Here is a 23253-nt window from a genome sequence, read left to right as displayed (position 1 = left end):
GGGACGTCGGCACGCACCGGCCCGGCGAATGCCGGGCTGGGCGGCGCCCAGTCTAGGGAGCCGGCATGACGTCGACGTGATGAAGAAATGACATCGCATGTCGCGCGCGTGACGTTGTGTGTGCAACGATTTGCGCGGGCGCGATGCGCGACGAAAAAGGGTAATGAATTACCGATGGCGGCTGCGGGGTCGCCGTATTTTTCCGATTTCGGCCGGGTGTCGCCATCGCGTGTCGTTGCGGAGGCAACGACATCGCAGACGACGTGACGCCGATGTTTCAAATGCATGAAATCGGATAAGCTCGACATGTTGCTGCGCATGTGCGCAGTCCGCGCCGTCGGCGCGATTTTTCGGAACCGGCCCACCTATGACCGAGATCAAGATCCGGCACAGCGAGACGCACGACGTCGACGCGATCCGGCAGATCGCCGCGCATCCCGCGGTGTACATGAATACGTTGCAGCATCCGTTCCCGTCGCTCGAGAAATGGCAGAAACGGCTCGAGGGCGCGCGCGAGCACGGCGTGAGCCTCGTCGCCGAAATCGGCGGCGCGGTGGTCGGCCATCTCGGCCTGCATCCCGAGCCGAATCCGCGCCGGCGCCATGCGGCGGGACTCGGCATGATGGTCGACGCGGCGCATCACGGGCGCGGCGTCGGCGGGCGGCTGCTCGCGGCCGCGATCGATCTCGCGGAAAACTGGCTGAACGTCACGCGTCTCGAGTTGACCGTATTCACCGACAACCGCGCGGCGATCGCGCTCTACGAGAAGCACGGTTTCCGGATCGAAGGCGAAGCGCCGGGCTATGCGTTGCGCGACGGCGTGCACGCGTCCGTGTATCACATGGCGCGGATCAAGGGACGGCAGTGACGGCGCGCGCCGCGCGATCGGGGCGACCGTCGTTTCGGCTCGATCGGCGTGCGTCGTTCTCGCGATCGCTGCGTGGCGGAGCGTACGGCCCCGACGCCGCCCGTCATATGCATTCGAGAATTCGTTCGTTTCCCGCAGCCTGCGCCAATCGTATCGTCGAACGATTTGCCGATCGCTTCGGCCGGTGTTGGTTCGGCCGTGCCGATGCCGGCGAACGATGCGCGGCCGTATTCCGGCCGGCGGCGCGCTGCACGTCGATGCGCTTCATCGCTTCATCTTCATCCTCGTCGCTTCGCGCGCGAACCCGCCGTCGTACGACGCCAGGGCGCGATGCCGCTCCCCACCGGGCGCGCGCTTTCCCGCAACCGTCTCTTTCAACGGAATCCGCCTAGATGAAAACCACACTCCGGAATCTGACCGCCGCCTGCCTGTTCGCCGCCGCAAGTGCGGCGTTTGCCGCCGCTGCCCCGCAGGGCACGACCGTGTCGAGCGCCTCGCCCGAAGGCGCGCATCTGCCGCCCGGCATCGCGTGGCAGCACGGTGACGTCGACGCCGCGTTCGCGCTGGCGAAGCGCACCGGCAAGCCGCTGCTGCTCTACTGGGGCGCGGTGTGGTGCCCGTCGTGCAACCAGGTGAAGTCGACGATCTTCAGTCAGCAGGCATTCAAGACGCGCTCGTCGTTCTTCGTGCCCGTGTATCTCGACGGCGATACCGAAAGCGCGCAGAAGCTCGGCGAGCGTTTCAAGGTGCACGGCTATCCGACGATGATCCTGTTCCGCCCGGACGGCACCGAAGTGACGCGGCTGCCGGGCGAAGCCGATCTCGACCGCTACATGCAGGCGCTGTCGCTCGGGATGACCGCCGCGCATCCGGTGCGGCAGACGCTCGCGAACGCGCTGAAGAACGGCGCGTCGCTGACGCCGGACGAATGGCGCCTGCTGGCCGATTATTCGTGGGATACCGACGGCGCGTTGCCGGTGCAGGCGGATCGCGTCGCCGAGACGCTGCAGACGCTCGCGCAGCGCGCGCGGGCGGCCGGTGCAAAGGCCGAGGCGGCGCGGTTCGCGCTGAAGTCGGCGGTGGTCGCCGCGTCGGACGATCCGGCGCAGGCCGGCGCGCTCGACAAGGCGGCGCTCGCCGAATCGCTGCGCACGGTGTTGCACGATCCGGCGCTGTCGCGGGCCGATTCGGACGTGCTGGTCGCCGCGCCGGCGCGCGTGGTCGCGTATCTCGGCGGCGGCGACGATGCGCAGCGCGCGAAGTTGCGCGGCGCGTACGACACGGCGCTCGCGCGTCTGTCGACCGATACCACGCTGTCGTCGATCGATCGGCTGATGGCGTTGCATGGCCGCGTGCTGCTCGCGCGCGGCGACGCGCGCAAAGGCGCGCCGCTCGCCGCACCGGCGCTGATCGACACCGCGCGCAAGCAGATCGCCGCGTCGGTGCAGGGCGCGGCGAATGCGTACGAGCGGCAGGCGCTCGTCAGCGAAGGCGCGGACACGCTGACCGACGCGGGGCAGTACGACGAGTCGGATGCGTTGCTGAAGGCCGAGTTGCCGCGTTCATCCACGCCGTACTACTTCATGTCGGGGCTGGCCGCGAATGCGAAAGCGCGCGGCGACAAGGCCGCGGCGCTCGACTGGTATCGCAAGGCGTACGACTCGGCGAGCGGGCCGGCGACGAAGCTGCGCTGGGGCGCGACCTATTTTGCGAATGCGGTCGAGCTGGCGCCGGACGATTCGGCGCGCATCGAAGGGATTGCCGCGAGCGTGCTCGCCCAGGCCGACAAGACCCGCGACGCGTTCTATGGCGCGAACCTGCGCGCGTTGACCAAGGTCGTCACGCAGTTGAACCGCTGGCGCAGCGGCGGCGCGCACGACGCGTCGGTCAGGTCGGTCGTGAAGCAGTTCGACGGCGTATGCGGAAAACTGCCGGCGGGCGATCCGCAGGCAGCGGCGTGCGCGAAACTGATCCAGCCCGTGAAGGCGTAACGACACAGGGACGCATCGTCGGACGGGCCGGACGATCGATTACCGGCCCGATTCCGACGACCCGCCATGATCGCCGCCGTATCCGGCGTTTTGCTGACGGGCAATCTTCGCTTCGGCGGAAACGATGCTGGCCGGATAGAACCAGTCGCTCGACTGGAAGCCGGCCTGCTTGAGCGCCTTGACTTCGGCGCGGACCTGCGCGCGGGTCAGCGGCTGGTTCGACTGCGCTTGTGCGGCGAGCGGGGCCGAGACGGCCAGGGCAATGGCAACGGCATGGATCAGGCGCTTCATGATCGGGACCTCCAGGATTCCGGTGAATCGCGGCGTTTCGTTCGTCGAAGCGCCGGGCGACGGTGGAACCAGTGTAGGCCGGGGCGCGTGCGCGAAAAATGCGATCGCGACCAACGCAGTGTTTTGCTTCGGACAACAATGGGCAGGTGGCGGCAGGCGATGCCGGAGCGGCCTGGCGGCCCGGACGCCACGCCAGCAGCGCGCGGCAGCGTGGCTTCGAGCGAGTCGGCGAGCGGTCAATTGAAATCGGACCGGATGCGAGTTCCGGAATCCATTCCGGTTCGCATGCGGTCCGATCGTGAACGGCGGGCCAGGTTTGACGCGGCTTGCCGTGGTGAGGCGGCAGGCCGGGCGGCGTAAGGAACGCCGCCTTTCGCAGACGCTTACACGAGCCCCGTCGTGTAGTACACGGCGATCACGAAGAACACCGCGAGCGTCTTGATGACGGTGACCGCGAAGATGTCGCGATACGACTCGCGGTGCGTGAGGCCGGTGACTGCAAGCAGCGTGATGACCGCGCCGTTGTGCGGCAGCGTGTCCATGCCGCCGCTCGCCATGGCGACGACCCGGTGCAGCACGTCCATCGGAATGTTGGCTGCCTGCGCGCCCTTGATGAACAGGTCCGACATCGCGGCGAGCGCGATGCTCATGCCGCCCGATGCCGAGCCCGTGATGCCGGCCAGCGAGCTGACCGACACGGCCGCGTTGACGAGCGGGTTCGGGATGCTCTTCAGCGCATCGCTGACGACGAGGAAGCCCGGCAGCGCGGCGATTACGCCGCCGAAGCCGTATTCCGACGCGGTGTTCATCGCGGCGAGCAGCGCGCCGGCGACGGCGGCCTTCGATCCGTCCGCGAAGCGGCTGCTGACGCGCTTGAATGCGGTCAGGATGACCAGCACGATACCGAGCAGCAGCGCGGCCTCGACCGACCAGATCGCGACGACGGTCTTGATCGACGTCGTGACCGGCGCATGCACGCCGGGCAGCACTTCCGGCGCGACCGTGTACGACGCCGCGCCGTACCACTGCGGGATCAGCTTCGTGAACATGAAGTTCGACACGCCGACGAGGATCAGCGGCAGGATCGCCAGCGCGGGATGCGGCAGCGACGTCGCCTCGACGCGCACCGGTTCGTTGACGAGCGACGTGCCGTAGCCTTCGCCCTTCGCCATCGCCGAGCGGCGGCGCCATTCGAGATACGTGAGGCCGACGACGATGATGAACAGCGAGCCGATCGTGCCGAGCGCGGGCGCGGCCCATGCGGTCGTCTTGAAGAACGTGGTCGGGATGATGTTCTGGATCTGCGGCGTGCCGGGCAGCGAATCCATCGTGAACGAGAACGCGCCGAGTGCGATCGCGCCGGGCATCAGCCGTTTCGGAATGTTGCTCTGGCGATAGAGTTCGGCCGCGAACGGATAGACCGCGAACACCACGACGAACAGCGACACGCCGCCATAGGTGAGCAGTGCGCACACCGCGACGATCACCGCATTCGCGCGCGAGCGGCCGATGTAGCGGATGGCCGCATGGACGATCGACTCGGAGAACCCGGACAGCTCGATCACCTTGCCGAACACCGCGCCGAGCATGAATACCGGGAAATACAGTTTGACGAAGCCGACCATCTTCTCCATGAAGATGCCGGAGAAAACCGGTGCGACGGCGGCGGGTTCGGTCAGGAGCACCGCGCCGAGTGCGGCGATCGGCGCGAACAGGATCACGCTGTAGCCGCGATACGCGGCGAACATCAGGAACGCCAGCGCGGCGAGGACGATCACGAAAGACAAGGGAGTCTCCTAATGGCTTTGGTTGTTGTTGGATCGCGCGGCGCGCCGCGGACCAGCTCAGGTTCGTGCAGGTTTCGTGCCATCGGCCGGATTGCGCCGCCGGACATGGGTCCGCCGGAGGCCGGCGGGCCCGCGCCGGCCTATGTCTGACGATTCTACATAAAACGTCTCCATCCGGAGACGAAATGGCCGTCCGGCCAGCCCGTGAAATCGGGCAGGGCTTTCCCGGACAACGCGTTGCGGCATGTCTCCGGGGTGAGATAATCCGTCTCGTTCCGGAGACATCCGGCAGACAATACCCGGAGACGAAGACACGATGATGAACGACTGGGCGCGCCTGCCCGTCAATTACGGCGACGTGCTGCGGCGCGCCGCCGAGTCGCTGTTCCGGACCTTCGAGGATTCGAGTGCGGGCACGGTGGTCGTCGATCGCGATGCGCGCGTCGTGTGGATGAACGAACGTTACGCGGCGCGCTTCGGCTTCGCCGATCCGCAGCAGGCCGTCGGCCTCGACTGTGAGACCGTGATACCGAACAGCCTGATGCGCGAGGTCGTGTCGACCGGGCAGCCGATCCTGCTCGACATCATGGAGACGGGCCGCGAGCCGCTCGTCGTCACGCGCCTGCCGCTGAAGAACGAGGCCGGCGAGACGGTGGGCGCGATCGGCTTCGCGCTGTTCGACCAGTTGAAGACGCTCACGCCGATCTTTTCCCGCTACGCACAGCTTCAGCAGCAATTGATCGCGACGCAGCGTTCGCTCGCGCAGGCGCGCCGCGCGAAATACACGTTCGCGAGCTTCGTCGGCACGAGTGCCGCGAGCCTGGAAACCAAGCGCCAGGCGCGGCGGGCCGCGCAGGTCGATTCGCCGGTGCTGCTGCTCGGCGAGACGGGCACCGGCAAGGAACTGCTCGCGCATGCGATCCACGCGGCATCGGCGCGTGCGCTCCAGCCGCTCGTGACCGTCAACGTCGCCGCGATTCCCGACACGCTGCTCGAAACCGAATTCTTCGGCGCGGCGCCAGGCGCGTACACGGGCGCCGACCGCAAGGGGCGCATCGGCAAGTTCGAGCTGGCCGATCGCGGCACGCTGTTTCTCGACGAGATAGGCGACATGCCGCTGCCGTTGCAGGGCAAGCTGTTGCGCGTGCTGCAGGACAAGGAGTTCGAGCCGGTCGGCTCGAACCGGATCGTGCGCGCGGACGTCCGGATCATCGCCGCGACGTCGGCCGATCTGCCGGCGCTCGTGGAAGCCGGGCGCTTTCGTGCGGATCTCTATTACCGGCTGAACGTGCTGACGATCCACGCACCGCCGTTGCGCGATCGCGCGTCCGACATCGCGGCGCTCGTCTATGCGACGCTCGAGGAGCTGGCTGCCCAGCACGGGCGCGCCGCGCACTGCGAGCTGACCGACGATGCGCTGCGGATGCTGTGCGCGTATCCGTGGCCCGGCAACGTGCGCGAGCTGCGCAATACGCTCGAACGCGCGCTGATGCTGTCGGACCGTTCGGTGATCGATGCGCGCGCGCTCGCGCCGTTCCTCGGGCCGGTGCGTGTATCGCCGGACAGCGCACCGCCGGTGCAGCGGGTTGCCGCATCGCCGGTCGAGCAGCGAGCGGGCGATGCGCTCGGCGCGCCGGTCGCGTCGTATGCCGATGCATTGGCGGCGTGGGAGCGCCAGTTCCTGACCGATGCGCTGGCGGCCTGCGACGGCAAGGTCGTGGAAGCGGCTGCGCGCATCGGGATTGGCCGCGCGACGCTGTACAAGAAGCTGGCGGCGCTGGGCATCGACCGGTAGGTCGACCGGCTGTATTGAAGCGGTCGGGCGTGAAGCATCGAACAGGAGATCACGATGAAGCGGATCGGCGTCGCGGGGTGGCTGACCATGTTGCTGGCGAGCGCCGCGCTCGCGCAGTCCGGCGACACCGACGCGCCGGCGGCGCGGCGCAACTGGTACAACGATCCGTTCATCGCGTTGTCGCAGGACGTCGCCGAATGCCCGTTGCCGCTCGGCCCGTGGATGACCCATGCCGAGATGGAGGACGACGCGCATTACCGCGCGGAACGCGGCACGACGTGCTGGCTTGCCCATCGCTGCACGAAGCCGAACTCGTACATGTATGACGCACCGATCGCCGACGCCGCGAAGGCGCACTTCGCGGGCTCCGATCGCCTGCACGGCACGAGCCTGTGGATCACCGTGCAGCGGCGTTTCATTTACGTCGAAGGATGCGCGGATTCGGCCTTCGATCGGCAGGCGCTGCAGCACGAACTCGAGGCGCTTCCCGACGTCGAGCGGGTTTTCGTTCGCATCACCGACGATCCGCGCAGGCGCTTGCCGTACAAGGCGCGCGGGCAACCCGACCGGACGCCGGACTGACGAAAGGCGGGCTGTGCATGGCATACTCCCGACATTCAAAAAAGGGTTGACGGGAACAACAATGAAACACATGCTTGCGTCGGTCTGTCGGTGGCCTCGGGTGGCCGGATTGTTGGCTCTGGTTGCGGGGCTCGGCGGGTGCGGCGGCGCGCCGCTGTTCACTTCGGATGGGCGTCCGACTACGCAGGTGCAATGCACCGGCAGCGACTGGAGCAATTGCACGGACAATGCCCGGGCGATCTGCAGCGGGGATTTCGAAGTGATCCAGCAATCGACTGATGACGCCGTGCGAAATCTTCTCTTCGCATGCAAGAAGAAAAGCGGGTATTGATCCCGAAATGACCGGCTGAGGAGACCACGATCGGGCGAAGTGCTTTTCTGTTTGCTTGGAGTCATCTATTTTTCACGAATAACACTCACGGAGTCCCATCCATATGGCGACCTACAGGCAACTGAGCGCACAGCTCGAACGGCTTCAGCAAAAGATCGACAAGGAACGCGAAAAGGCGATTGCCGACGCGATTGCCGATATCCGCGCCAAAATCGAGGAATACGACATTACGCCGGAAGAACTCGGTTTTCGTCCTGCGGGAACTGCCGCCGCCGCGAAGCCGAAGCGTGTGTTGCCGCCGAAATACCGGAATCCGAAGACGGGCGAAACCTGGACGGGCCGCGGGCGCTCGCCGACATGGCTCGGCAAGAATCGCGCACGTTTCCTGATCAAGGACTGACTCCCGAAAATCCTCACCTTTCGTGCGCTGACTGACGGTGCGAACGGCCATGCGGCCGTCGCACCGTTTTGTTTTTGCGCAGTCGTCGCGTGATTCCCGCCGATGAATCGAAGTGCAATGCCGCGCAATTGACGGATCATGTTTTGCGAATTTGCCGCGATTCGGCCGTATATCGCGGTGAATTCCGGTAAACAGCCACGCAATGACGCAGTGCATGCGCATGGCCATTCGCAATTTTCGCGGTGCACGCGTGGTGCAGATTTTCTTCACCTTTCGCGTGTTCGCGCGTTGCATCGTGCAATTCCCGAAAATACTCACCATGGCTCCCGTAAATCCTCACCTTTGAAAATTCCTGCGGCGTCGCGGCGCGTTGCTTGCGTTGCGCGAATACGCGCGGCCGGCGTGCGGCGATGTCGGGCCGCGCCCGTGTTGCAGATTCATGGTGCGAGCGTTGACGTTCGTCGGATAGTCGGCCGTTCGGCATATAGGCAGCCGCATGTGCTTCGCCTATGCTTGGGGTTCGCGTCGATCGGCGCACGGCCTGCGCGGCCGGATGCCGATCGGGTCGTCTTTCGTTACCGCAGGGAGCCGCTGTGACCGTCCGCCATCTCGATGCGTTGTTCCAGCCCAAGTCCGTTGCAGTCGTCGGCGCGTCGTCGCGCGTGGGCAGTATCGGCGCGATGGTGTGGTCGCGCGTGCTCGACGGTGCGTTCGAGGGGCCCGTGTGGCCCGTCAACCCGAAATACCGCGAGCTGGACGGGCATACGGTCGTTTCCGATGTCGACAGGCTGCCCGCACCGCCGTCGGTTGCCGTGATCTGTACGCCGCCCGCGACATGGGCCGGCATCGTTCGCAAGCTCGGCGAACTCGGCACGCGCGTCGCGGTGATCGTCGGCGAGGCACGCACGGATGCCGATCGCGCCGCGCTCGATCGCACGCTCAAGACGGCGAAGCCGTTCGTGCTCCGTATCGTCGGGCCCGGCAGCCTCGGCGTGCTGTCGCCCGCACGGCACGCGCATTTCGGCGCGCCGGCCTATACGGCGCGATCGGGCGGCGTTGCGTGGGTATCGCAATCGAATGCGCTGACGAACGCGGTGCTCGGCTGGGCGCATGCGCGAGGCCTCGGCTTTTCGCACGTCGTCGCGCTCGGCAGCGAGTCCGACGTCGATGCGGGCGACGTGCTCGACTATCTGGCGAGCGATCCCGGCACGCGCGCGATCCTGCTCGAACTCGATACCGTGCGTGCGGCGCGCAAGTTCATGTCGGCCGCGCGTGCGGCCGCGCGCAACAAACCGGTGCTCGCGTTGCGTACCGGGCGCGCCGATCCCGGCGACGCGCTCTATACGGCGGCGTTCCAGCGCGCGGGGATGGTGCGCGTCGATGCGCTCGACGATCTGCTCGACGAAATCGAGACGCTCGGCGTCGGCCGCGTGACGGCGCGTGGCGCGGCGACGCTCGTGACGAGCGATGCGGGTGTCGCGAAACTCGCGGTCGATGCGGTCGCCGAGGTGCGCGTCGGGTTGGCCGATTGGTCGCCCGCCGCAACGTCGGCGGTGTCGGCTGCACTGCCGCATCTCGCGGCGCCGGGCAATCCGCTGACGCTGGGCGACGATGCGCACCCCGAACACTTTGCCGCGGCGATCAAGGCGCTCGCGCCGTTCCCGCAAACGGGCACGCTGTTCGTCGTCCATTCGACGTCCCACAGCGCACCGGCCGATTCGGTGGCGCGCACGCTGATCGAATCGCGGCAACACGCGCATCGCGGCATGCTTGCGTGTTTCTTCGGCGCGGTCGATGCGGCGACGCGCGATGCGCTGCACGCGAACGGCATTCCCGTGCACACGACGCCGCAGCGGCTCGCGCGCGCGTATGCGCGTCTCGTCGACTACAACCTCGGGCGGCAGCTGCTGATGCAGACGCCGGAGGGCACGCCGCCGCAGCCGGCCGAGTGCGTCGCATCCGCGCAGGCCGATGCGCGCCGGATGGTCGAAGCCGGTCAGCATGAACTGGCTGGCGAGGCGGCGTTGCGCTGGCTGTCCCATTTCGGCCTGCACGGCGAACGGGCCGACGAGCCGGCCGGTACGAAAGTCGTCGATATCACGGTCGAGATGTACGACGATTCGAACTTCGGTCCGGTGTTTCGCTATGCGGTGCCGCCGGCGGACGGCGTATCGGCGCCCTTCGTCGTCTATGGCTTGCCGCCGTTGAATACCGTGCTCGCCCGCGCGGTGATGGAGCGCTCGCCGTATGCACGTAGCACGCCCGTCGAGCCGACGCTCGACGCGTTGACGGCGCTGTCGCAGGTGGTCTGCGACGTGCGCGAAGTCGTTGCGCTGTCCGTCACGTTGCGCGTGCTGTCCGATCGCGCGCGGGTGATCGCGCCGCGCATCACGCTGGCTACGGGGCGCAGCCGGCTCGCGATCATGCCGTATCCGCGCCACCTCGAACAGACGCTCGAGTGGCACGGCGAGACGGTGACGATTCGTCCGATCCGTCCGGAAGACGAGGCAGCGCACAACGAACTGCTCGGAGCGATGACGCCGGACGATCTGCGGATGCGCTTCTTCGGCGCGGTCCGTAGCTTCGATCATTCGCAGGTGGCGCGCATGACGCAGATCGACTACGACCGCGAGATGGCCTTCATCGTGTCGTTCACCGATGTGTCCGGGCGGGACCACACGCTCGCGGTGGCGCGCGCGGTCGCCGATCCCGACAACGAGACGGCGGAGTTCGCCATCGCGGTGCGGCCCGATCAGAAGGGCAAGGGGCTTGGCCGGCTGATGATGTCCCGCATCATCGACTACGCGCGATCGCGCGGAACCGCGTGGATGATCGGCGAGGCGCTGCGCGAGAACTCGGCGATGATCTCGCTTGCGAAGTCGTGCGGTTTTGAGGTGTCGACGACGGAGGAGCCGGGCGTCGTCGGCTTCAGGATGAAGTTGCAGCCCTAAGGTCGGCCAACTGCCGAATCGCGGAGACTTCGCATGCCGTCGCGAAGCCTCCGCGATTCCTTCGTGTCGCATGGCGTATGCATTCAGGAATACAGAGCACTCGACCCCGTCCCTTGTACGCATGGCACACCGCACCACCGAACGTGGCGAGCCAGTTCGTCACGTCGATATCGACATTCCCGTCGTACCTCGAAGTGAGTGCTGCCTGCCGCGAAATCTGCCCCGTGTGGCCGTTTTACGCGATGTGCCGACGCACATTCGCAATCGTATTTCAGCAGCGCAAATCCGGAATCGTCGCAAAGGTGAGGTTTTTCAGGAGCCGCGAGTGAGCTTTTTCGGGAGGGACTTGGTGAGTCGATACGGGAGCGCTCGGTGAGCCTTCCCGGGAGCAGCCGGTGAGTACCTGCGGGAGACGCTGGTGAGCCTTTCCGGGAAGCTTTGGTGAGGGCTTGCGGGAGGTGTCGGTGAGGACATTCGGGAGACTCCGGTGAGGGTCTCCGGGAGCTTGAGGTGAGCTTTTTCGGGAGGGATGGGTGAGTGCCTGCGGGGCACCAAGGTGAGACTTTTCGGGAGCATGCGAACGCATGATTCCTGCGGGCGCGGCGCCGGCCAATGCCGGCGTCACGCGCGGGTGCAGGCATGCATGAAGCATGCCCGCGGTCACATTCAGGCAGCGAGTTTCGACGCCGCGTCGTTCACCTGATCGCGCGAAATCGCGAGTTCCTCGAGGTGCGGATCGGCATACACCGCGCCGGTTTCGCGCTCGAGGCGGGCGATCGTCAGTGCGCAACGCGCGATGTCCTTGGGCATCGCGATGAAGCGCTTGACCGATTCGCCGGACGTGAACGCGTCGAACAGCGCGCCGCGCACGTCGTCCGGAAGCGTCTTGGTCCACTGGTACGGTTTGCCGTTGAACGTGATCGACGGCGGCAGCGTGCGTTCCTTCTTGGTCGCCGTGATGAGCCCGTAGGTGCGGGCCGCGTCGCCGATCTGCTCGGGCGAGAAGAGTTCGTCGGGCGTGATGTCGAACTGCTCGATGTAGTTCTCGATCGCCTGCATCGCGGTGGCACGATCGTCGCGCTTCTTCTGCGCGCGCGCGACGATATCGCGCAGCTCGTCCGCCTCCTCGGGCGTGATCGTGAAGCTTGCCTGCTTCTGCTGAAGTTCGGAGAAACGCTGGAATTCTTGATCGTTCAGAAGTTTGGCCATGACATCCATCGGACACGACGGCCGCGACAACCGACCGTCGTAGATTTTGAGAGGGCCGCTATTTTAGCGTAGCGCCGCACGCGCACGATATGGCACCACGCATCGCGCCCCGCACGGGCGTCGCGTGCAACCGTGGCCGGCGCAGCTGCGCCGGCCACGGCGCGTTTCGTCGGACCCGCGTATCAGCAGGTCTCGGTGCGGCCCATCGACAGATGGGCCGCCGTGTCGCGCAAACTTTCGACTACCAGGTCGACGGACGGCGCCATGTGCGCATCGATCCGGCGCATGTACGGGCAGGTCAGCACCGCGATCGCATGGCCGGACGGCCCGAGGATCGGCGCGGTCAGGTCGGTCACGCCGTACGCCTGGCGGCTGTCCTGGCGCAGGTAGCCATCCTGGCGGATGGACTGGCACGCATAGGCGAGTTCCTGCTCGTTCAGCGGCGCTTCACCCTTGACCTTGCGATGCTCGGTCAGCATGTGCGCGCGCTGCTCGGGGCCCTGGAACGACAGCATCACGCGTCCCGATGCCGTATCGGCGAGCCCGACGCGCGAGCCGAGCCGGACCGACACGCCCCAGGAGCCGGGGCCGTCGACCTGCGCGATCACGAGCAGGTTGCCGCGATCGTAGACGGACAGGTGGCACGACTGCTCGGAGGCATCGGCGAAGCGCTGCATCGGCGGCAAGGCCTCTGCAATCAGCCGGTTCATCGGCGGATGCCGGTGCGCGAGCGCGAACAGTTTGAGGCTGAGCGTGTAACGGTCGCCGCCGGTCGAGCGCATCACGTAGCGGCGCGCGACGAGGCGTTCGAGCATCCGGTAGATTTCGCTCGCGTTGCGGCCGAGTTCCTTCGTGATTTCGGTGCGGGTGAGTCCTTCCTTCTGTTCCGACAGGAGTTCGAGAATGTCGAGGCCCTTGTCGAGCGCGGGGGCGCGATAGCGGTCGATGGCGGCCATCGATTCCCGAGCGTCGCAGCCGGGAAGCGGGTCGTTGGTTGTCTGCATTGTGGGTGTGGGGTTGGGGGATTACCGTCAATCGGTTGGCGACGCACGCTGGCCGGTTCTGCACGCGCATAAATCGGGCCCGCGGATGGCGGTGAAAGCCATTCGTACGAGCTTAGCAATAAACATACAGTGTGCAATGCAGCGTCTTTTTACCGATCGTTACCGAACAAGAACGGATTGGCAAACGTTCCCGATGACAGGGGCACCCCGAATACCCAGTATTCACGCATTGATGGCAGGCGATGCCGGCACGCGCGATGCAACCGGTTGCGCGAGCACGGTCAATGCTGCGCCGCAGCGTCTGCGGGCGCACCAATAGTCGGTATCCGTCGCGCGTCATTTCACGGCGCGCGGCCGATGGTACAAAGGCTGGCGGGCCAGCGACGGCACGGCCGCGCGTGAAGCCGGCCGGCACCGGCCGGTACGCGTCGCGGTACCGGGCCGTCGTCGCCGATGCGCAGACCGGCGGCCGCCCGTTCGATGCGCGCCGTACATTCGTGCGGCGCCGCGATCGCTGCGCCCGCGCGACCCTCGCGCGTCGACGGCATGCCGGATACGGCGCCGACGCGCGCAATCGACGATCGACAATCAGTCCGGCGCGCGGTCGCGAATGGCCGCGTCGGCCGGTATCCTGTCCCATTCGACAAACAGAGGTTGAGCACGATGAAACTGCTTCGCTATGGCCCGTCCGGCCAGGAAAAGCCCGGTGTCCTCGACGCGGAAGGCCGGATTCGCGACCTGTCCGCGCACGTACCGGATCTCGCCGGCGACGTGCTGTCCGACGCGGGTCTCGCGCGGCTGCGCGCGATCGACCCGGCCACGCTGCCGCTCGTGTCCGGCGAGCCGCGCATCGGCGCGTGCGTCGGGCGCGTCGGCAAGTTCATCGGCATCGGCCTGAACTATGCCGACCACGCGGCCGAAGCCGGCATGCCGGTCCCGAAGGAGCCGGTCGTGTTCGGCAAGTGGACGAGTTCGATTTGCGGTCCGAACGACGGCATCGATATCCCGAAGGGTTCGGTCAAGACGGACTGGGAAGTCGAGCTGGGCGTCGTGATCGGCGCACCGTGCAAGGACGTCGACGAGGCACACGCACTCGATTACGTCGCGGGCTACTGCGTCGTCAACGACGTGTCCGAGCGCGAATGGCAGATCGAGCGCGGCGGCCAGTGGGACAAGGGCAAGGGCTTCGACACGTTCGGCCCGATCGGCCCGTGGCTCGTCACGCGCGACGAGGTGCCCGATCCGCAGCGTCTCGACCTGTGGCTCGAAGTCGACGGCCATCGCTATCAGAACGGCAACACGCGCACGATGGTGTTCACCGTCGCACAACTGATCGCCTATCTGTCGAGCTGCATGAGCCTGCAACCGGGCGACGTGATCACGACCGGCACGCCGCCGGGCGTCGGCATGGGCATCAAGCCGGCGCCGGTTTTCCTGAAGGCCGGCCAGATGGTGCGCCTAGGGATCGAAGGGCTCGGCGAGCAATTGCAGCACACGCGCGGCGCGCAATAACCGCGCGTGCGGTGATCCCGTTGAACGACCGCCGGCGGCGGTCGTCGGAAACCGGATGCCGGTGAGTCAAAAAGCAAGGGCCCGATTCCGCATTGCGCGGAATCGGGCCCTTCGCGTTTGCACGCGGGCCGGTCACACGACGTTGTCCAGCTCGCAATGCGCTTCCAGCCGGTATCCGTCGGGATCGACGACGAACGCCGCGTAATAGCCGGGGCCGTAATGCTCGCGTTTGCCGGGGCCGCCGTTGTCCTGTCCGCCGTGCTCGAGCGCGGCGCGGTAGAACGCGTCGACCTCGACCGGCGACGTGGCCCTGAACGACAGGTGCAGCCCCGAATCGGGATCGGCGGCGACAGGCCGCGCCGCATGCTGCAGCCACAGCACCGGTTCGGCGGTGCCGTAGCCGATGGATCCGTCGTCGCTGTACAGCCGCTTGTAGCCGAGCGCGCCCAGAGCGCTGTCGTAGAACGTGCGGCTGCGGCCGATGTGTGCAACGCCGAGCGAAAGGTGATCGATCATCTGTTGGCTCCTTGAACTGAGGGGGATGCTCGTGCAACAAACTTTGTTTTAACCACCATGCTGGTTATGTTAGAAACCGTCCGCAGGCTTGTCAACCGGCATGGTGGTTAGATACGATCCGGGCATGAGCAATACGCAACCTTCCGTCACGATGGACTGCCTGATTCCGGCGCCGCCTGAAACCCTGAGCATCGATTTCGCGAACACGCTGTACTGGCGTGGCAGCGACCCGCCGACGGAAACCTTCGGAACGATGGACGACCTGCTGGCGTGGTGCCGAGAGCAGGCCGGCGTGCCGGCCGGTCTGGCCGACGCGTGTCGCGTGCACGCAGGGGAGAACGATGCGCCGGCGACGCTGGCGCGTGCACTCGCGTTGCGCGAGGCGTTGTACCGGCTTTTCCATGCGCAGGCCGAGCGGTGCGAGCCGCAGGCTGACGATCTCGCGCTGCTCGGCGGTTTTCTGGCGGAAGCGTCGCCGCGCATTTCGCTGGCGCGAATCGACGGCGGTTATGCGTGGCGGATCGGGGCAGCGGGCGTGACGCTCGCAGGGTTGCTGAGCCCGGTGTTGTGGTCGGCGATCGACCTGCTTGGCGGCGCGAGGCTCGCGAAGGTCAAGCGTTGTGCGAACGATGCATGCCAGTGGCTGTTCATCGACGACAGCAAGAACGGTAGCCGCCGCTGGTGTTCGATGTCGTCGTGCGGCAATCGGGCGAAGGCGTACCGCCACTATCACAAGGCCGACTGACGCGTCCGCCGGGGCGCGCGCACCGGCGCGTCGCCCGCGTCACCTCACCCTCGAACCGGCCTATTTCGCCGACAACTTCCGCCACAGCGTCGTCTTGCTGATGCCGAGCATCGCGCATGCGCGGTCACGGTCGCCGCCGCAGGCGTCGAGCACCGCACGGATCTCGTCGGCTTCCGCGCGGCGTCGGCGCGCGTGCAGCGTCTGCGCGTCGTCGGTGTCGGCGCCGGCCGCGTCGGGCGGCGTCGCGAACAGTTCCGGCGCGATCGCCTGCAGCGCGCCGGGATCGAGCGCACCGCACGCGGCGGCCGGATCGTTTTCGTCGGCTTCCTCGGCCAGTTCCACCGCGATCCGCTCGATCACGTTCTGCAGTTCCCGCACGTTGCCGGGCCACCGGTAGTGCGCGAGCGTCGCTTGTGTCGCGCGGAGGATGCGCGCGGCATCGTCGGCGTCGCGCAGCCGCTCCGCGAGACGCGGCTCGCGCCGCGCGGCCTGCACGAGCAGCGTGGCCGCGAGCGCGGGGATGTCGGTCGCGCGCTCGCGCAGCGGCGGCAGGCCGACGTTCAGGATGTTGAGTCGGTAATAGAGATCCGCACGGAACGTGCCGGCCTCGACGGCCGCGAGCAGCGGGCGGTGTGTCGCCGCGATCACGCGCACGTCGATGCGGATCGGCTCGGTCGAACCGAGACGGATCACCTCGCGCTCCTGCAGCACGCGCAGCAGCCGGCTTTGCAGCGACGGCGGCATCTCGCCGATCTCGTCGAGAAACAGCGTGCCGCGGTGCGCGGCTTCGAACAGGCCCGTCTTGCCGCCGCGCCGCGCGCCGGTGAACGCGCCCTCCTCATAGCCGAACAGCTCGCTCTCGAGCAGCGCTTCCGGAAACGCGCCGCAATTGACCGCGACGAACGGGTAGCTGCGCCGCGCGGACAGTGCGTGCAGGCTCTGCGCGATCATTTCTTTGCCGGTGCCGCTTTCGCCGAGCACGAGCACGGTCGCGTCGGATTTCGCATAACGGCGCACGAGATCGCGCACGCGCGCCATCGGCGCCGATGCGCCGACCACGTCGTCGAGCGCGTAGCGCGCCGCGAACTGCTGTGTGGTCGGCTGCGAACGCAGCGCGCGGTCGAGCCGTTCGACCGCGCGCGATTCCTGGAACGTCAGCACGCTGCCCGACGTGACGCCGCGATCGACGAGCGGCCCGCGATGCACGACGTAGCGCACGCCGCGCACGGTGGCGAGCGCGTCGCCATCTTCGCCGCGCAGCGTGCGCAGCTCGGGCCGAAGATCGACGAGCGCACGGCCGACGGCCGCCGCGGGTTCGACCCCGAGCGCCGATGCGAGCCGCTCGTTGATCGCCTCGACGCGGCCGCGCGCGTCGAGCGCGACCACGCCGTCGCGCAGGTGCTGGAGCAGGTTGTCGAGCCGCTGGCGGCGAAACGCCTCGGCGTGCGTCGCGTACGCGACTTCGAGCGCCGTATCGACGGCCTTTCGCACCGACGCGTGCGAATACAGGAACACCGCGCCCATGCCGGCGCTGGCTGCAAGATCGGTGACGAGGCCGGGGCCGACGATCGTCTCGATGCCGCGGTCGCGCAGGTCGTGCACGCAGGCTTCCGCTTCCTGCGCGGACTGATATGACGCAAACTGCACGTCGAGGCCGTACGCGGCGACGAAGCGGCGCACTTCGGGCGGCGTTTCCCCGGCGCTGACGAGCGCGATCCGCGACGCGTCGCGCCGGGCGCGCGCGAGCGCCTGCATCACGTCGAAGCCGGTCGGCGATACCACCACCACCGGCACTTGCGCACGCGTTTTCAGGAAACCGCCGTTCGAGCCGGCCGCGACGATCACGTCGGGCCGCGCGGTGCCGGCCTCGGCGATCGCGCTGAGCGCATCCTCATAGGCGCGCGTGACGATGCGTACGTCGGCGCGTTCGTCGAATTCGCCGGCGATCTCGCGAAACAGGTCGCGCAGGCGGCTGATGCCCATCGCCCAGATGCGCGGGCGCGCCGCGCGATCGGCCGGGCCGACGGGCTTGGTCGAGGAGAGGTCCATGGCGATCGATTATGCGCGTGCGATTTCATTTTTGAAACATGAAATTGCTGAATTGAAATTCCCGGGTGCTGCTTCGCCTGCGCCGGGTGCTTAAGAATCAGTGGGTTAGCGCTGTTTCGCGAGCTGGCCCGGTCCTTGCTGTTATCGGGCATTCCATCAGGAGGCCGTTCATGAGCAACACGCATCTTCAGAGCGCCGGCGCGAAATTCCGCGCGGCAGTCGCGGCAGAGCAGCCGCTGCAGGTAGTTGGCGCGATCACCGCTTACGCGGCCAAGATGGCGCAGGCCGTCGGCTTCAAGGCCGTCTATCTGTCGGGCGGCGGCGTCGCCGCGAATTCGCTCGGCATTCCCGACCTCGGCATCAGCACGATGGAAGACGTGCTGATCGACGCGAACCGGATCACCAACGCGACCGACCTGCCGCTGCTCGTCGACATCGATACGGGCTGGGGCGGCGCGTTCAACATCGCGCGCACGGTCCGTTCGTTCATCAAGGCCGGCGTCGCGGCCGTGCACCTCGAGGACCAGGTCGGCCAGAAGCGCTGCGGCCACCGTCCGGGCAAGGAAGTCGTGCCGCTCGAGGAAATGGTCGATCGCGTCAAGGCTGCGGTCGACGCGCGCACCGACGACCAGTTCGTGATCATGGCGCGTACCGACGCAGCCGCGGCCGAAGGGATCGACGCGGCGATCGAGCGCGCGATTGCGTACGTCGAAGCCGGCGCGGACATGATCTTCCCGGAAGCGATGAAGACGCTCGACGACTACCGCCGTTTCAAGGCGGCCGTGAAGGTGCCGATCCTCGCGAACCTGACCGAGTTCGGCTCGACGCCGCTGTTCACGCTCGACGAACTGCGCGAGGCGAACGTCGACATCGCGCTGTACTGCTGCGGCGCGTATCGCGCGATGAACAAGGCCGCGCTGAACTTCTACGAGACGCTGCGCCGCGACGGCACGCAGAAGGCGGCCGTGCCGACGATGCAGACCCGCGCCGAACTGTATGACTTCCTCGGCTATCACGAATACGAGCGCAAGCTCGACGAACTGTTCGCGCAGGGCAAGAAGTAACGCGGCCCGCGCGCCGGGATGCGCTTCCCGGGAAGCTTTGTATTGGGCCGCACTAAGCGCTGAAAGCGCCAAGTGCGGCCGACCGCGAAGCATGGGGCCGGACTAAGCGCTAAAGCGCCAAGTGCGGCCGACCGCGAAGCATGGGGCCGGACTAAGCGCTAAAGCGCCAAGTGCGGCCGACCGCGAAGCATGGGGCCGGCCTAAGCGCTAAAGCGCCAAGTCCAGCCGACCGCGAAGCATGGGGCCGCACTAAGCGCTAAAGCGCTAAGTGCGGCCGACACAGACACACATTGGAGAACGGAAACATGAGCGAGACGAAAGACGCAGCAGCACCGGCCGCCGCAGGCGCATTCAAGCCGAAGAAATCGGTGGCGCTGTCGGGCGTGACGGCCGGCAACACGGCGCTGTGCACGGTCGGCAAGACCGGCAACGACCTGCACTATCGCGGCTACGACATTCTCGACGTGGCCGAGTCGTGCGAGTTCGAGGAAATCGCGCACCTGCTCGTCCACGGCACGCTGCCGAACCTGACCGAACTGGCCGCCTACAAGACGAAGCTGCGCGCGCTGCGCGGCCTGCCGAGCGCGCTGAAGACGGCGCTCGAGCAGATCCCGGCGTCCGCGCACCCGATGGACGTGATGCGCACCGGCGTGTCGGTGCTCGGCACCGTGCTGCCGGAGAAGGACGACCACAACCTGCCGGGCGCGCGCGATATCGCCGACCGCCTGATGGCGTCGCTCGGTTCGATGCTGCTGTACTGGTATCACTTCTCGCACAACGGCAAGCGCATCGAGACGGAAACCGACGACGATTCGATCGGCGGCCACTTCCTGCACCTGCTGCACGGCAAGACGCCGTCGAAGTCGTGGGTCGAGGCGATGCACACGTCGCTGATCCTGTACGCGGAGCACGAATTCAACGCATCGACGTTCACGGGCCGCGTGATCGCGGGCACGGGCTCGGACATCTACTCGGCGATCACCGGCGCGATCGGCGCGCTGCGTGGGCCGAAGCACGGCGGCGCGAACGAAGTCGCGTATGAAATCCAGAGCCGCTACAGCTCGCCGGACGACGCCGAAGCCGACATCCGCCGCCGCGTCGAGAACAAGGAAGTCGTGATCGGCTTCGGCCACCCGGTCTACACGATCTCCGATCCGCGCAACAAGGTGATCAAGGGCGTCGCGCACAAGCTGTCGAAGGAAGCGGGCGACGTGAAGCTGTACAACATCGCCGAGCGCCTCGAATCGGTGATGTGGGACGCGAAGAAGATGTTCCCGAACCTCGACTGGTTCAGCGCGGTGTCGTATCACATGATGGGCGTGCCGACCGCGATGTTCACGCCGCTGTTCGTGATCTCGCGCACGTCGGGCTGGAGCGCGCACATCATCGAGCAGCGCATCGACAACAAGATCATCCGCCCGAGCGCGAACTACACCGGTCCGGAAGACCTGCAGTTCGTGCCGATCGAGAAGCGCTGATCGCCCGCCGCGCGCGCCGGCTGCCCGCATGACGGGCGCCGGCGCGCGCGGAATGTCATACCCAGATTCCCGCCCCACATCATGAATACCGCCAACCGCAAACCCCTGCCCGGCACGTCGCTGGACTATTTCGACGCGCGCGCCGCAGTCGAAGCGATCGCGCCCGGCGCCTACGACACGCTGCCGTACACGTCGCGCGTGCTCGCCGAAAACCTCGTGCGCCGCTGCGATCCGGCAACCCTTGATGTATCGCTGAAGCAGATCATCGAGCGCAAGCGCGAAAGCGACTTCCCGTGGTTCCCTGCGCGCGTGGTGTGCCACGACATCCTCGGGCAGACCGCGCTCGTCGATCTCGCCGGCCTGCGCGACGCGATCGCCGACGGCGGCGGCGACCCGGCGAAGGTGAACCCGGTCGTGCCCGTGCAGTTGATCGTCGACCACTCGCTCGCCGTCGAGTGCGGCGGGTTCGATCCGGACGCGTTCGCGAAGAACCGCGCGATCGAGGATCGCCGCAACGAGGATCGCTTCCACTTCATCGAGTGGACGAAGAAGGCGTTCGAGAACGTCGACGTGATCCCGCCGGGCAACGGCATCATGCACCAGATCAACCTCGAGAAGATGTCGCCGGTGATCCAGGCGCAGGACGGCGTCGCGTATCCGGACACCTGCGTCGGCACCGACAGCCACACGCCGCACGTCGATGCGCTCGGCGTGATCGCGATCGGCGTGGGCGGGCTCGAAGCGGAGAACGTGATGCTCGGCCGCGCATCGTGGATGCGCCTGCCCGACATCGTCGGCGTCGAGCTGACCGGCAAGCGCCAGCCCGGCATCACCGCGACCGACGTCGTGCTCGCGCTGACCGAGTTCCTGCGCAAGGAAAAGGTGGTCGGCGCGTATCTGGAATTCCGCGGGGAAGGTGCGGCGAGCCTCACGCTCGGCGATCGCGCGACGATCTCGAACATGGCGCCCGAATACGGCGCGACGGCCGCGATGTTCTTCATCGATGGCCAGACGACCGACTATCTGCGCCTCACGGGCCGCAGCGACGAGCAGGTGAAGCTCGTCGAGACGTACGCGAAGGTGGCGGGCCTGTGGGCCGACACGCTGGATAACGCGCAGTACGAGCGCACGCTGACGTTCGACCTGTCGAGCGTCGTGCGCAACATGGCCGGCCCGTCGAACCCGCACAAGCGGCTGCCGACGTCCGACCTCGCCGCGCGCGGGATCGCGGGCGCGTGGGAAGAGAAGGCGGGCGAGATGCCCGACGGCGCGGTGATCATCGCCGCGATCACGAGCTGCACGAACACCAGCAACCCGCGCAACGTGATCGCGGCCGCCTTGCTCGCGCGCAACGCGAACGCGCGCGGCCTGACGCGCAAGCCGTGGGTGAAGAGCTCGCTTGCGCCGGGCTCGAAGGCGGTCGAGCTGTATCTGGAAGAAGCGAACCTGCTGCCGGAACTCGAGAAGCTCGGCTTCGGCATCGTCGCGTTCGCGTGCACGACCTGCAACGGGATGTCGGGCGCGCTCGACCCGAAGATCCAGCAGGAGATCGTCGATCGCGACCTGTACGCGACCGCCGTGCTGTCCGGCAACCGCAACTTCGACGGCCGCATCCATCCGTATGCGAAGCAGGCGTTCCTCGCGTCGCCGCCGCTGGTCGTCGCGTATGCGATCGCCGGCACGATCCGCTTCGACATCGAGAAGGACGTGCTCGGCCACGACCAGGACGGCAAGCCCGTCACGCTGAAGGACATCTGGCCGACCGACGAGGAGATCGATGCGATCGTCGCGTCGAGCGTGAAGCCCGAGCAGTTCCGCAAGGTCTACGAGCCGATGTTCGCGCGTAGCGCCGATGCGGGCGAGCGCGCGGCGCCGCTGTACGACTGGCGCGCGCAGAGCACGTACATCCGCCGTCCGCCGTACTGGGAAGGCGCGTTGGCCGGCGAGCGCACGCTGCAGGGGATGCGCCCGCTCGCGGTGCTCGGCGACAACATCACGACCGACCACCTGTCGCCGTCGAACGCGATCCTGCTGGACAGCGCGGCCGGCGAATACCTCGCGAAGATGGGCCTGCCGGAAGAAGACTTCAACTCGTACGCGACGCACCGGGGAGACCACCTGACCGCGCAGCGCGCGACGTTCGCGAACCCGACGCTGATCAACGAGATGGCGATCGTCGACGGCGCGGTGAAGAAGGGCTCGCTCGCGCGCGTCGAGCCGGAAGGCAAGGTCATGCGGATGTGGGAAGCGATCGAGACGTACATGAATCGCAAGCAGCCGCTGATCGTCGTCGCCGGGGCCGACTACGGCCAGGGCTCGTCGCGGGACTGGGCCGCGAAGGGCGTGCGGCTCGCGGGCGTCGAGGCGATCGTCGCCGAAGGCTTCGAGCGGATCCACCGCACGAACCTGATCGGGATGGGCGTGCTGCCGCTCGAGTTCAAGCCGGGCACGAACCGGACGACGCTCGGCATCGACGGCACCGAAACCTTCGACGTGATCGGCGCGCGCAAGCCGCGCGCCGACCTGACGCTCGTGATTCACCGCAAGAGCGGCGAGCGTGTCGAGGTGCCGGTGACGTGCCGGCTCGATACGGCCGAGGAAGTGTCGATCTACGACGCGGGCGGCGTGCTGCAGCGCTTCGCACAGGACTTCCTCGAATCGTCGCAGGCGGCCTGACCGG

The 23253-nt window shown here is 67.0% G+C and carries 19 protein-coding genes; 12 read left to right on the top strand and 7 right to left on the bottom strand.

The window, feature by feature from the left end; genetic code table 11:
- Positions 1-367 precede the first annotated feature (367 nt).
- Together BBJ41_RS27440 and BBJ41_RS27435 are read left to right on the top strand one after the other, a co-directional pair.
- Positions 368-868, top strand: coding sequence for a GNAT family N-acetyltransferase (locus BBJ41_RS27440; RefSeq protein WP_069749349.1), 501 nt, complete (start codon positions 368-370; stop codon positions 866-868).
- 392 nt (positions 869-1260) lie between these two features.
- Positions 1261-2859 (top strand): thioredoxin family protein, encoded by a 1599-nt coding sequence (locus tag BBJ41_RS27435; protein WP_069749348.1) that lies wholly within the window; start codon positions 1261-1263, stop codon positions 2857-2859.
- A 39-nt stretch (positions 2860-2898) separates the two neighbouring features.
- Here the strand turns inward: BBJ41_RS27435 and BBJ41_RS27430 are convergent, their stop codons facing one another.
- Together BBJ41_RS27430 and BBJ41_RS27425 are read right to left on the bottom strand one after the other, a co-directional pair.
- Positions 2899-3150: a DUF4148 domain-containing protein gene (locus BBJ41_RS27430; protein ID WP_069750400.1), complete on the bottom strand. Its 252-nt coding sequence runs from the start codon at positions 3148-3150 to the stop codon at positions 2899-2901.
- A gap of 383 nt (positions 3151-3533) precedes the next feature.
- Positions 3534-4937 (bottom strand): GntP family permease, encoded by a 1404-nt coding sequence (locus BBJ41_RS27425; protein ID WP_069749347.1) that lies wholly within the window; start codon positions 4935-4937, stop codon positions 3534-3536.
- Positions 4938-5253: 316 nt separating this feature from the next.
- Here BBJ41_RS27425 and BBJ41_RS27420 point away from each other — a divergent pair, with 316 nt between their 5' ends.
- From BBJ41_RS27420 to BBJ41_RS27405, 4 genes are all read left to right on the top strand, one after another.
- The gene (locus BBJ41_RS27420) at positions 5254-6732 is read left to right on the top strand and encodes a sigma-54 interaction domain-containing protein (protein ID WP_069749346.1); all 1479 of its coding nucleotides are present in this window, start codon (positions 5254-5256) and stop codon (positions 6730-6732) included.
- Between the two features lie 54 nt (positions 6733-6786).
- Positions 6787-7314, top strand: coding sequence for a BON domain-containing protein (locus BBJ41_RS27415; protein ID WP_069749345.1), 528 nt, complete (start codon positions 6787-6789; stop codon positions 7312-7314).
- 61 nt (positions 7315-7375) lie between these two features.
- Positions 7376-7645, top strand: coding sequence for a hypothetical protein (locus tag BBJ41_RS27410; RefSeq protein WP_083281992.1), 270 nt, complete (start codon positions 7376-7378; stop codon positions 7643-7645).
- Between the two features lie 103 nt (positions 7646-7748).
- A complete protein-coding gene (locus tag BBJ41_RS27405) occupies positions 7749-8045 on the top strand; it encodes an H-NS histone family protein (protein ID WP_069749344.1) in 297 nt (98 codons plus the stop codon).
- A 136-nt stretch (positions 8046-8181) separates the two neighbouring features.
- On the opposite strand, the gene BBJ41_RS40680 is transcribed toward BBJ41_RS27405, so the two are convergent.
- Complete coding sequence (locus BBJ41_RS40680; RefSeq protein WP_156814876.1) at positions 8182-8529, bottom strand: hypothetical protein; 348 nt, start codon at positions 8527-8529, stop codon at positions 8182-8184.
- Positions 8530-8638: 109 nt separating this feature from the next.
- Here BBJ41_RS40680 and BBJ41_RS27400 point away from each other — a divergent pair, with 109 nt between their 5' ends.
- Positions 8639-10996 (top strand): GNAT family N-acetyltransferase, encoded by a 2358-nt coding sequence (locus BBJ41_RS27400; RefSeq protein ID WP_069749343.1) that lies wholly within the window; start codon positions 8639-8641, stop codon positions 10994-10996.
- Positions 10997-11662: 666 nt separating this feature from the next.
- Here BBJ41_RS27400 and BBJ41_RS27395 read toward each other — a convergent pair.
- Positions 11663-12214, bottom strand: a complete 552-nt coding sequence (locus BBJ41_RS27395; protein WP_069749342.1) for a hypothetical protein — start codon at positions 12212-12214, stop codon at positions 11663-11665.
- A gap of 173 nt (positions 12215-12387) precedes the next feature.
- A complete protein-coding gene (locus BBJ41_RS27390; protein ID WP_069749341.1) occupies positions 12388-13209 on the bottom strand; it encodes an IclR family transcriptional regulator in 822 nt (273 codons plus the stop codon).
- Positions 13210-13872: 663 nt separating this feature from the next.
- Between BBJ41_RS27390 and BBJ41_RS27380 the strand changes: the two genes are divergently transcribed.
- A complete protein-coding gene (locus tag BBJ41_RS27380) occupies positions 13873-14721 on the top strand; it encodes an ureidoglycolate lyase (RefSeq protein WP_069749340.1) in 849 nt (282 codons plus the stop codon).
- Between the two features lie 132 nt (positions 14722-14853).
- On the opposite strand, the gene BBJ41_RS27375 is transcribed toward BBJ41_RS27380, so the two are convergent.
- Positions 14854-15237: a VOC family protein gene (locus tag BBJ41_RS27375; RefSeq protein WP_069749339.1), complete on the bottom strand. Its 384-nt coding sequence runs from the start codon at positions 15235-15237 to the stop codon at positions 14854-14856.
- Positions 15238-15337: 100 nt separating this feature from the next.
- Between BBJ41_RS27375 and BBJ41_RS27370 the strand changes: the two genes are divergently transcribed.
- Positions 15338-15982, top strand: a complete 645-nt coding sequence (locus BBJ41_RS27370) for a CGNR zinc finger domain-containing protein (RefSeq protein ID WP_069749338.1) — start codon at positions 15338-15340, stop codon at positions 15980-15982.
- Positions 15983-16042: 60 nt separating this feature from the next.
- On the opposite strand, the gene prpR is transcribed toward BBJ41_RS27370, so the two are convergent.
- The gene (prpR, locus tag BBJ41_RS27365) at positions 16043-18031 is read right to left on the bottom strand and encodes a propionate catabolism operon regulatory protein PrpR (RefSeq protein WP_069749337.1); all 1989 of its coding nucleotides are present in this window, start codon (positions 18029-18031) and stop codon (positions 16043-16045) included.
- A gap of 170 nt (positions 18032-18201) precedes the next feature.
- Here prpR and prpB point away from each other — a divergent pair, with 170 nt between their 5' ends.
- From prpB to acnD, 3 genes are all read left to right on the top strand, one after another.
- Positions 18202-19095, top strand: coding sequence for a methylisocitrate lyase (prpB, locus tag BBJ41_RS27360; RefSeq protein WP_069749336.1), 894 nt, complete (start codon positions 18202-18204; stop codon positions 19093-19095).
- A 305-nt stretch (positions 19096-19400) separates the two neighbouring features.
- On the top strand, positions 19401-20573 hold the full coding sequence (gene prpC / locus BBJ41_RS27355) for a bifunctional 2-methylcitrate synthase/citrate synthase (RefSeq protein WP_069749335.1): 1173 nt from the start codon (positions 19401-19403) through the stop codon (positions 20571-20573).
- An 81-nt stretch (positions 20574-20654) separates the two neighbouring features.
- On the top strand, positions 20655-23249 hold the full coding sequence (acnD, locus tag BBJ41_RS27350) for a Fe/S-dependent 2-methylisocitrate dehydratase AcnD (protein WP_069749334.1): 2595 nt from the start codon (positions 20655-20657) through the stop codon (positions 23247-23249).
- The last annotated feature ends 4 nt before the right edge of the window (positions 23250-23253 follow it).

This window comes from Burkholderia stabilis, from assembly GCF_001742165.1.
Classification (GTDB): domain Bacteria; phylum Pseudomonadota; class Gammaproteobacteria; order Burkholderiales; family Burkholderiaceae; genus Burkholderia; species Burkholderia stabilis.
The sequence above is the reverse complement of the archived record's forward strand: the minus strand, read 5'-3'. Positions and strand labels throughout refer to the sequence as shown.

What these genes read in the sequence shown, in the direction of transcription:
- BBJ41_RS27440 (WP_069749349.1), top strand. Translation starts at nt 368, where the DNA reads ATGACCGAGATCAAGATCCGGCACAGCGAGACGCACGACGTCGACGCG.
- BBJ41_RS27435 (WP_069749348.1), top strand. Translation starts at nt 1,261, where the DNA reads ATGAAAACCACACTCCGGAATCTGACCGCCGCCTGCCTGTTCGCCGCC.
- BBJ41_RS27430 (WP_069750400.1), bottom strand. Translation starts at nt 3,150, where the DNA reads ATGAAGCGCCTGATCCATGCCGTTGCCATTGCCCTGGCCGTCTCGGCC.
- BBJ41_RS27420 (WP_069749346.1), top strand. Translation starts at nt 5,254, where the DNA reads ATGATGAACGACTGGGCGCGCCTGCCCGTCAATTACGGCGACGTGCTG.
- BBJ41_RS27415 (WP_069749345.1), top strand. Translation starts at nt 6,787, where the DNA reads ATGAAGCGGATCGGCGTCGCGGGGTGGCTGACCATGTTGCTGGCGAGC.
- BBJ41_RS27410 (WP_083281992.1), top strand. Translation starts at nt 7,376, where the DNA reads ATGAAACACATGCTTGCGTCGGTCTGTCGGTGGCCTCGGGTGGCCGGA.
- BBJ41_RS27405 (WP_069749344.1), top strand. Translation starts at nt 7,749, where the DNA reads ATGGCGACCTACAGGCAACTGAGCGCACAGCTCGAACGGCTTCAGCAA.
- BBJ41_RS40680 (WP_156814876.1), bottom strand. Translation starts at nt 8,529, where the DNA reads ATGCCGAACGGCCGACTATCCGACGAACGTCAACGCTCGCACCATGAA.
- BBJ41_RS27395 (WP_069749342.1), bottom strand. Translation starts at nt 12,214, where the DNA reads ATGGATGTCATGGCCAAACTTCTGAACGATCAAGAATTCCAGCGTTTC.
- BBJ41_RS27390 (WP_069749341.1), bottom strand. Translation starts at nt 13,209, where the DNA reads ATGCAGACAACCAACGACCCGCTTCCCGGCTGCGACGCTCGGGAATCG.
- BBJ41_RS27380 (WP_069749340.1), top strand. Translation starts at nt 13,873, where the DNA reads ATGAAACTGCTTCGCTATGGCCCGTCCGGCCAGGAAAAGCCCGGTGTC.
- BBJ41_RS27375 (WP_069749339.1), bottom strand. Translation starts at nt 15,237, where the DNA reads ATGATCGATCACCTTTCGCTCGGCGTTGCACACATCGGCCGCAGCCGC.
- BBJ41_RS27370 (WP_069749338.1), top strand. Translation starts at nt 15,338, where the DNA reads ATGGTGGTTAGATACGATCCGGGCATGAGCAATACGCAACCTTCCGTC.
- prpR (WP_069749337.1), bottom strand. Translation starts at nt 18,031, where the DNA reads ATGGACCTCTCCTCGACCAAGCCCGTCGGCCCGGCCGATCGCGCGGCG.
- prpB (WP_069749336.1), top strand. Translation starts at nt 18,202, where the DNA reads ATGAGCAACACGCATCTTCAGAGCGCCGGCGCGAAATTCCGCGCGGCA.
- prpC (WP_069749335.1), top strand. Translation starts at nt 19,401, where the DNA reads ATGAGCGAGACGAAAGACGCAGCAGCACCGGCCGCCGCAGGCGCATTC.
- acnD (WP_069749334.1), top strand. Translation starts at nt 20,655, where the DNA reads ATGAATACCGCCAACCGCAAACCCCTGCCCGGCACGTCGCTGGACTAT.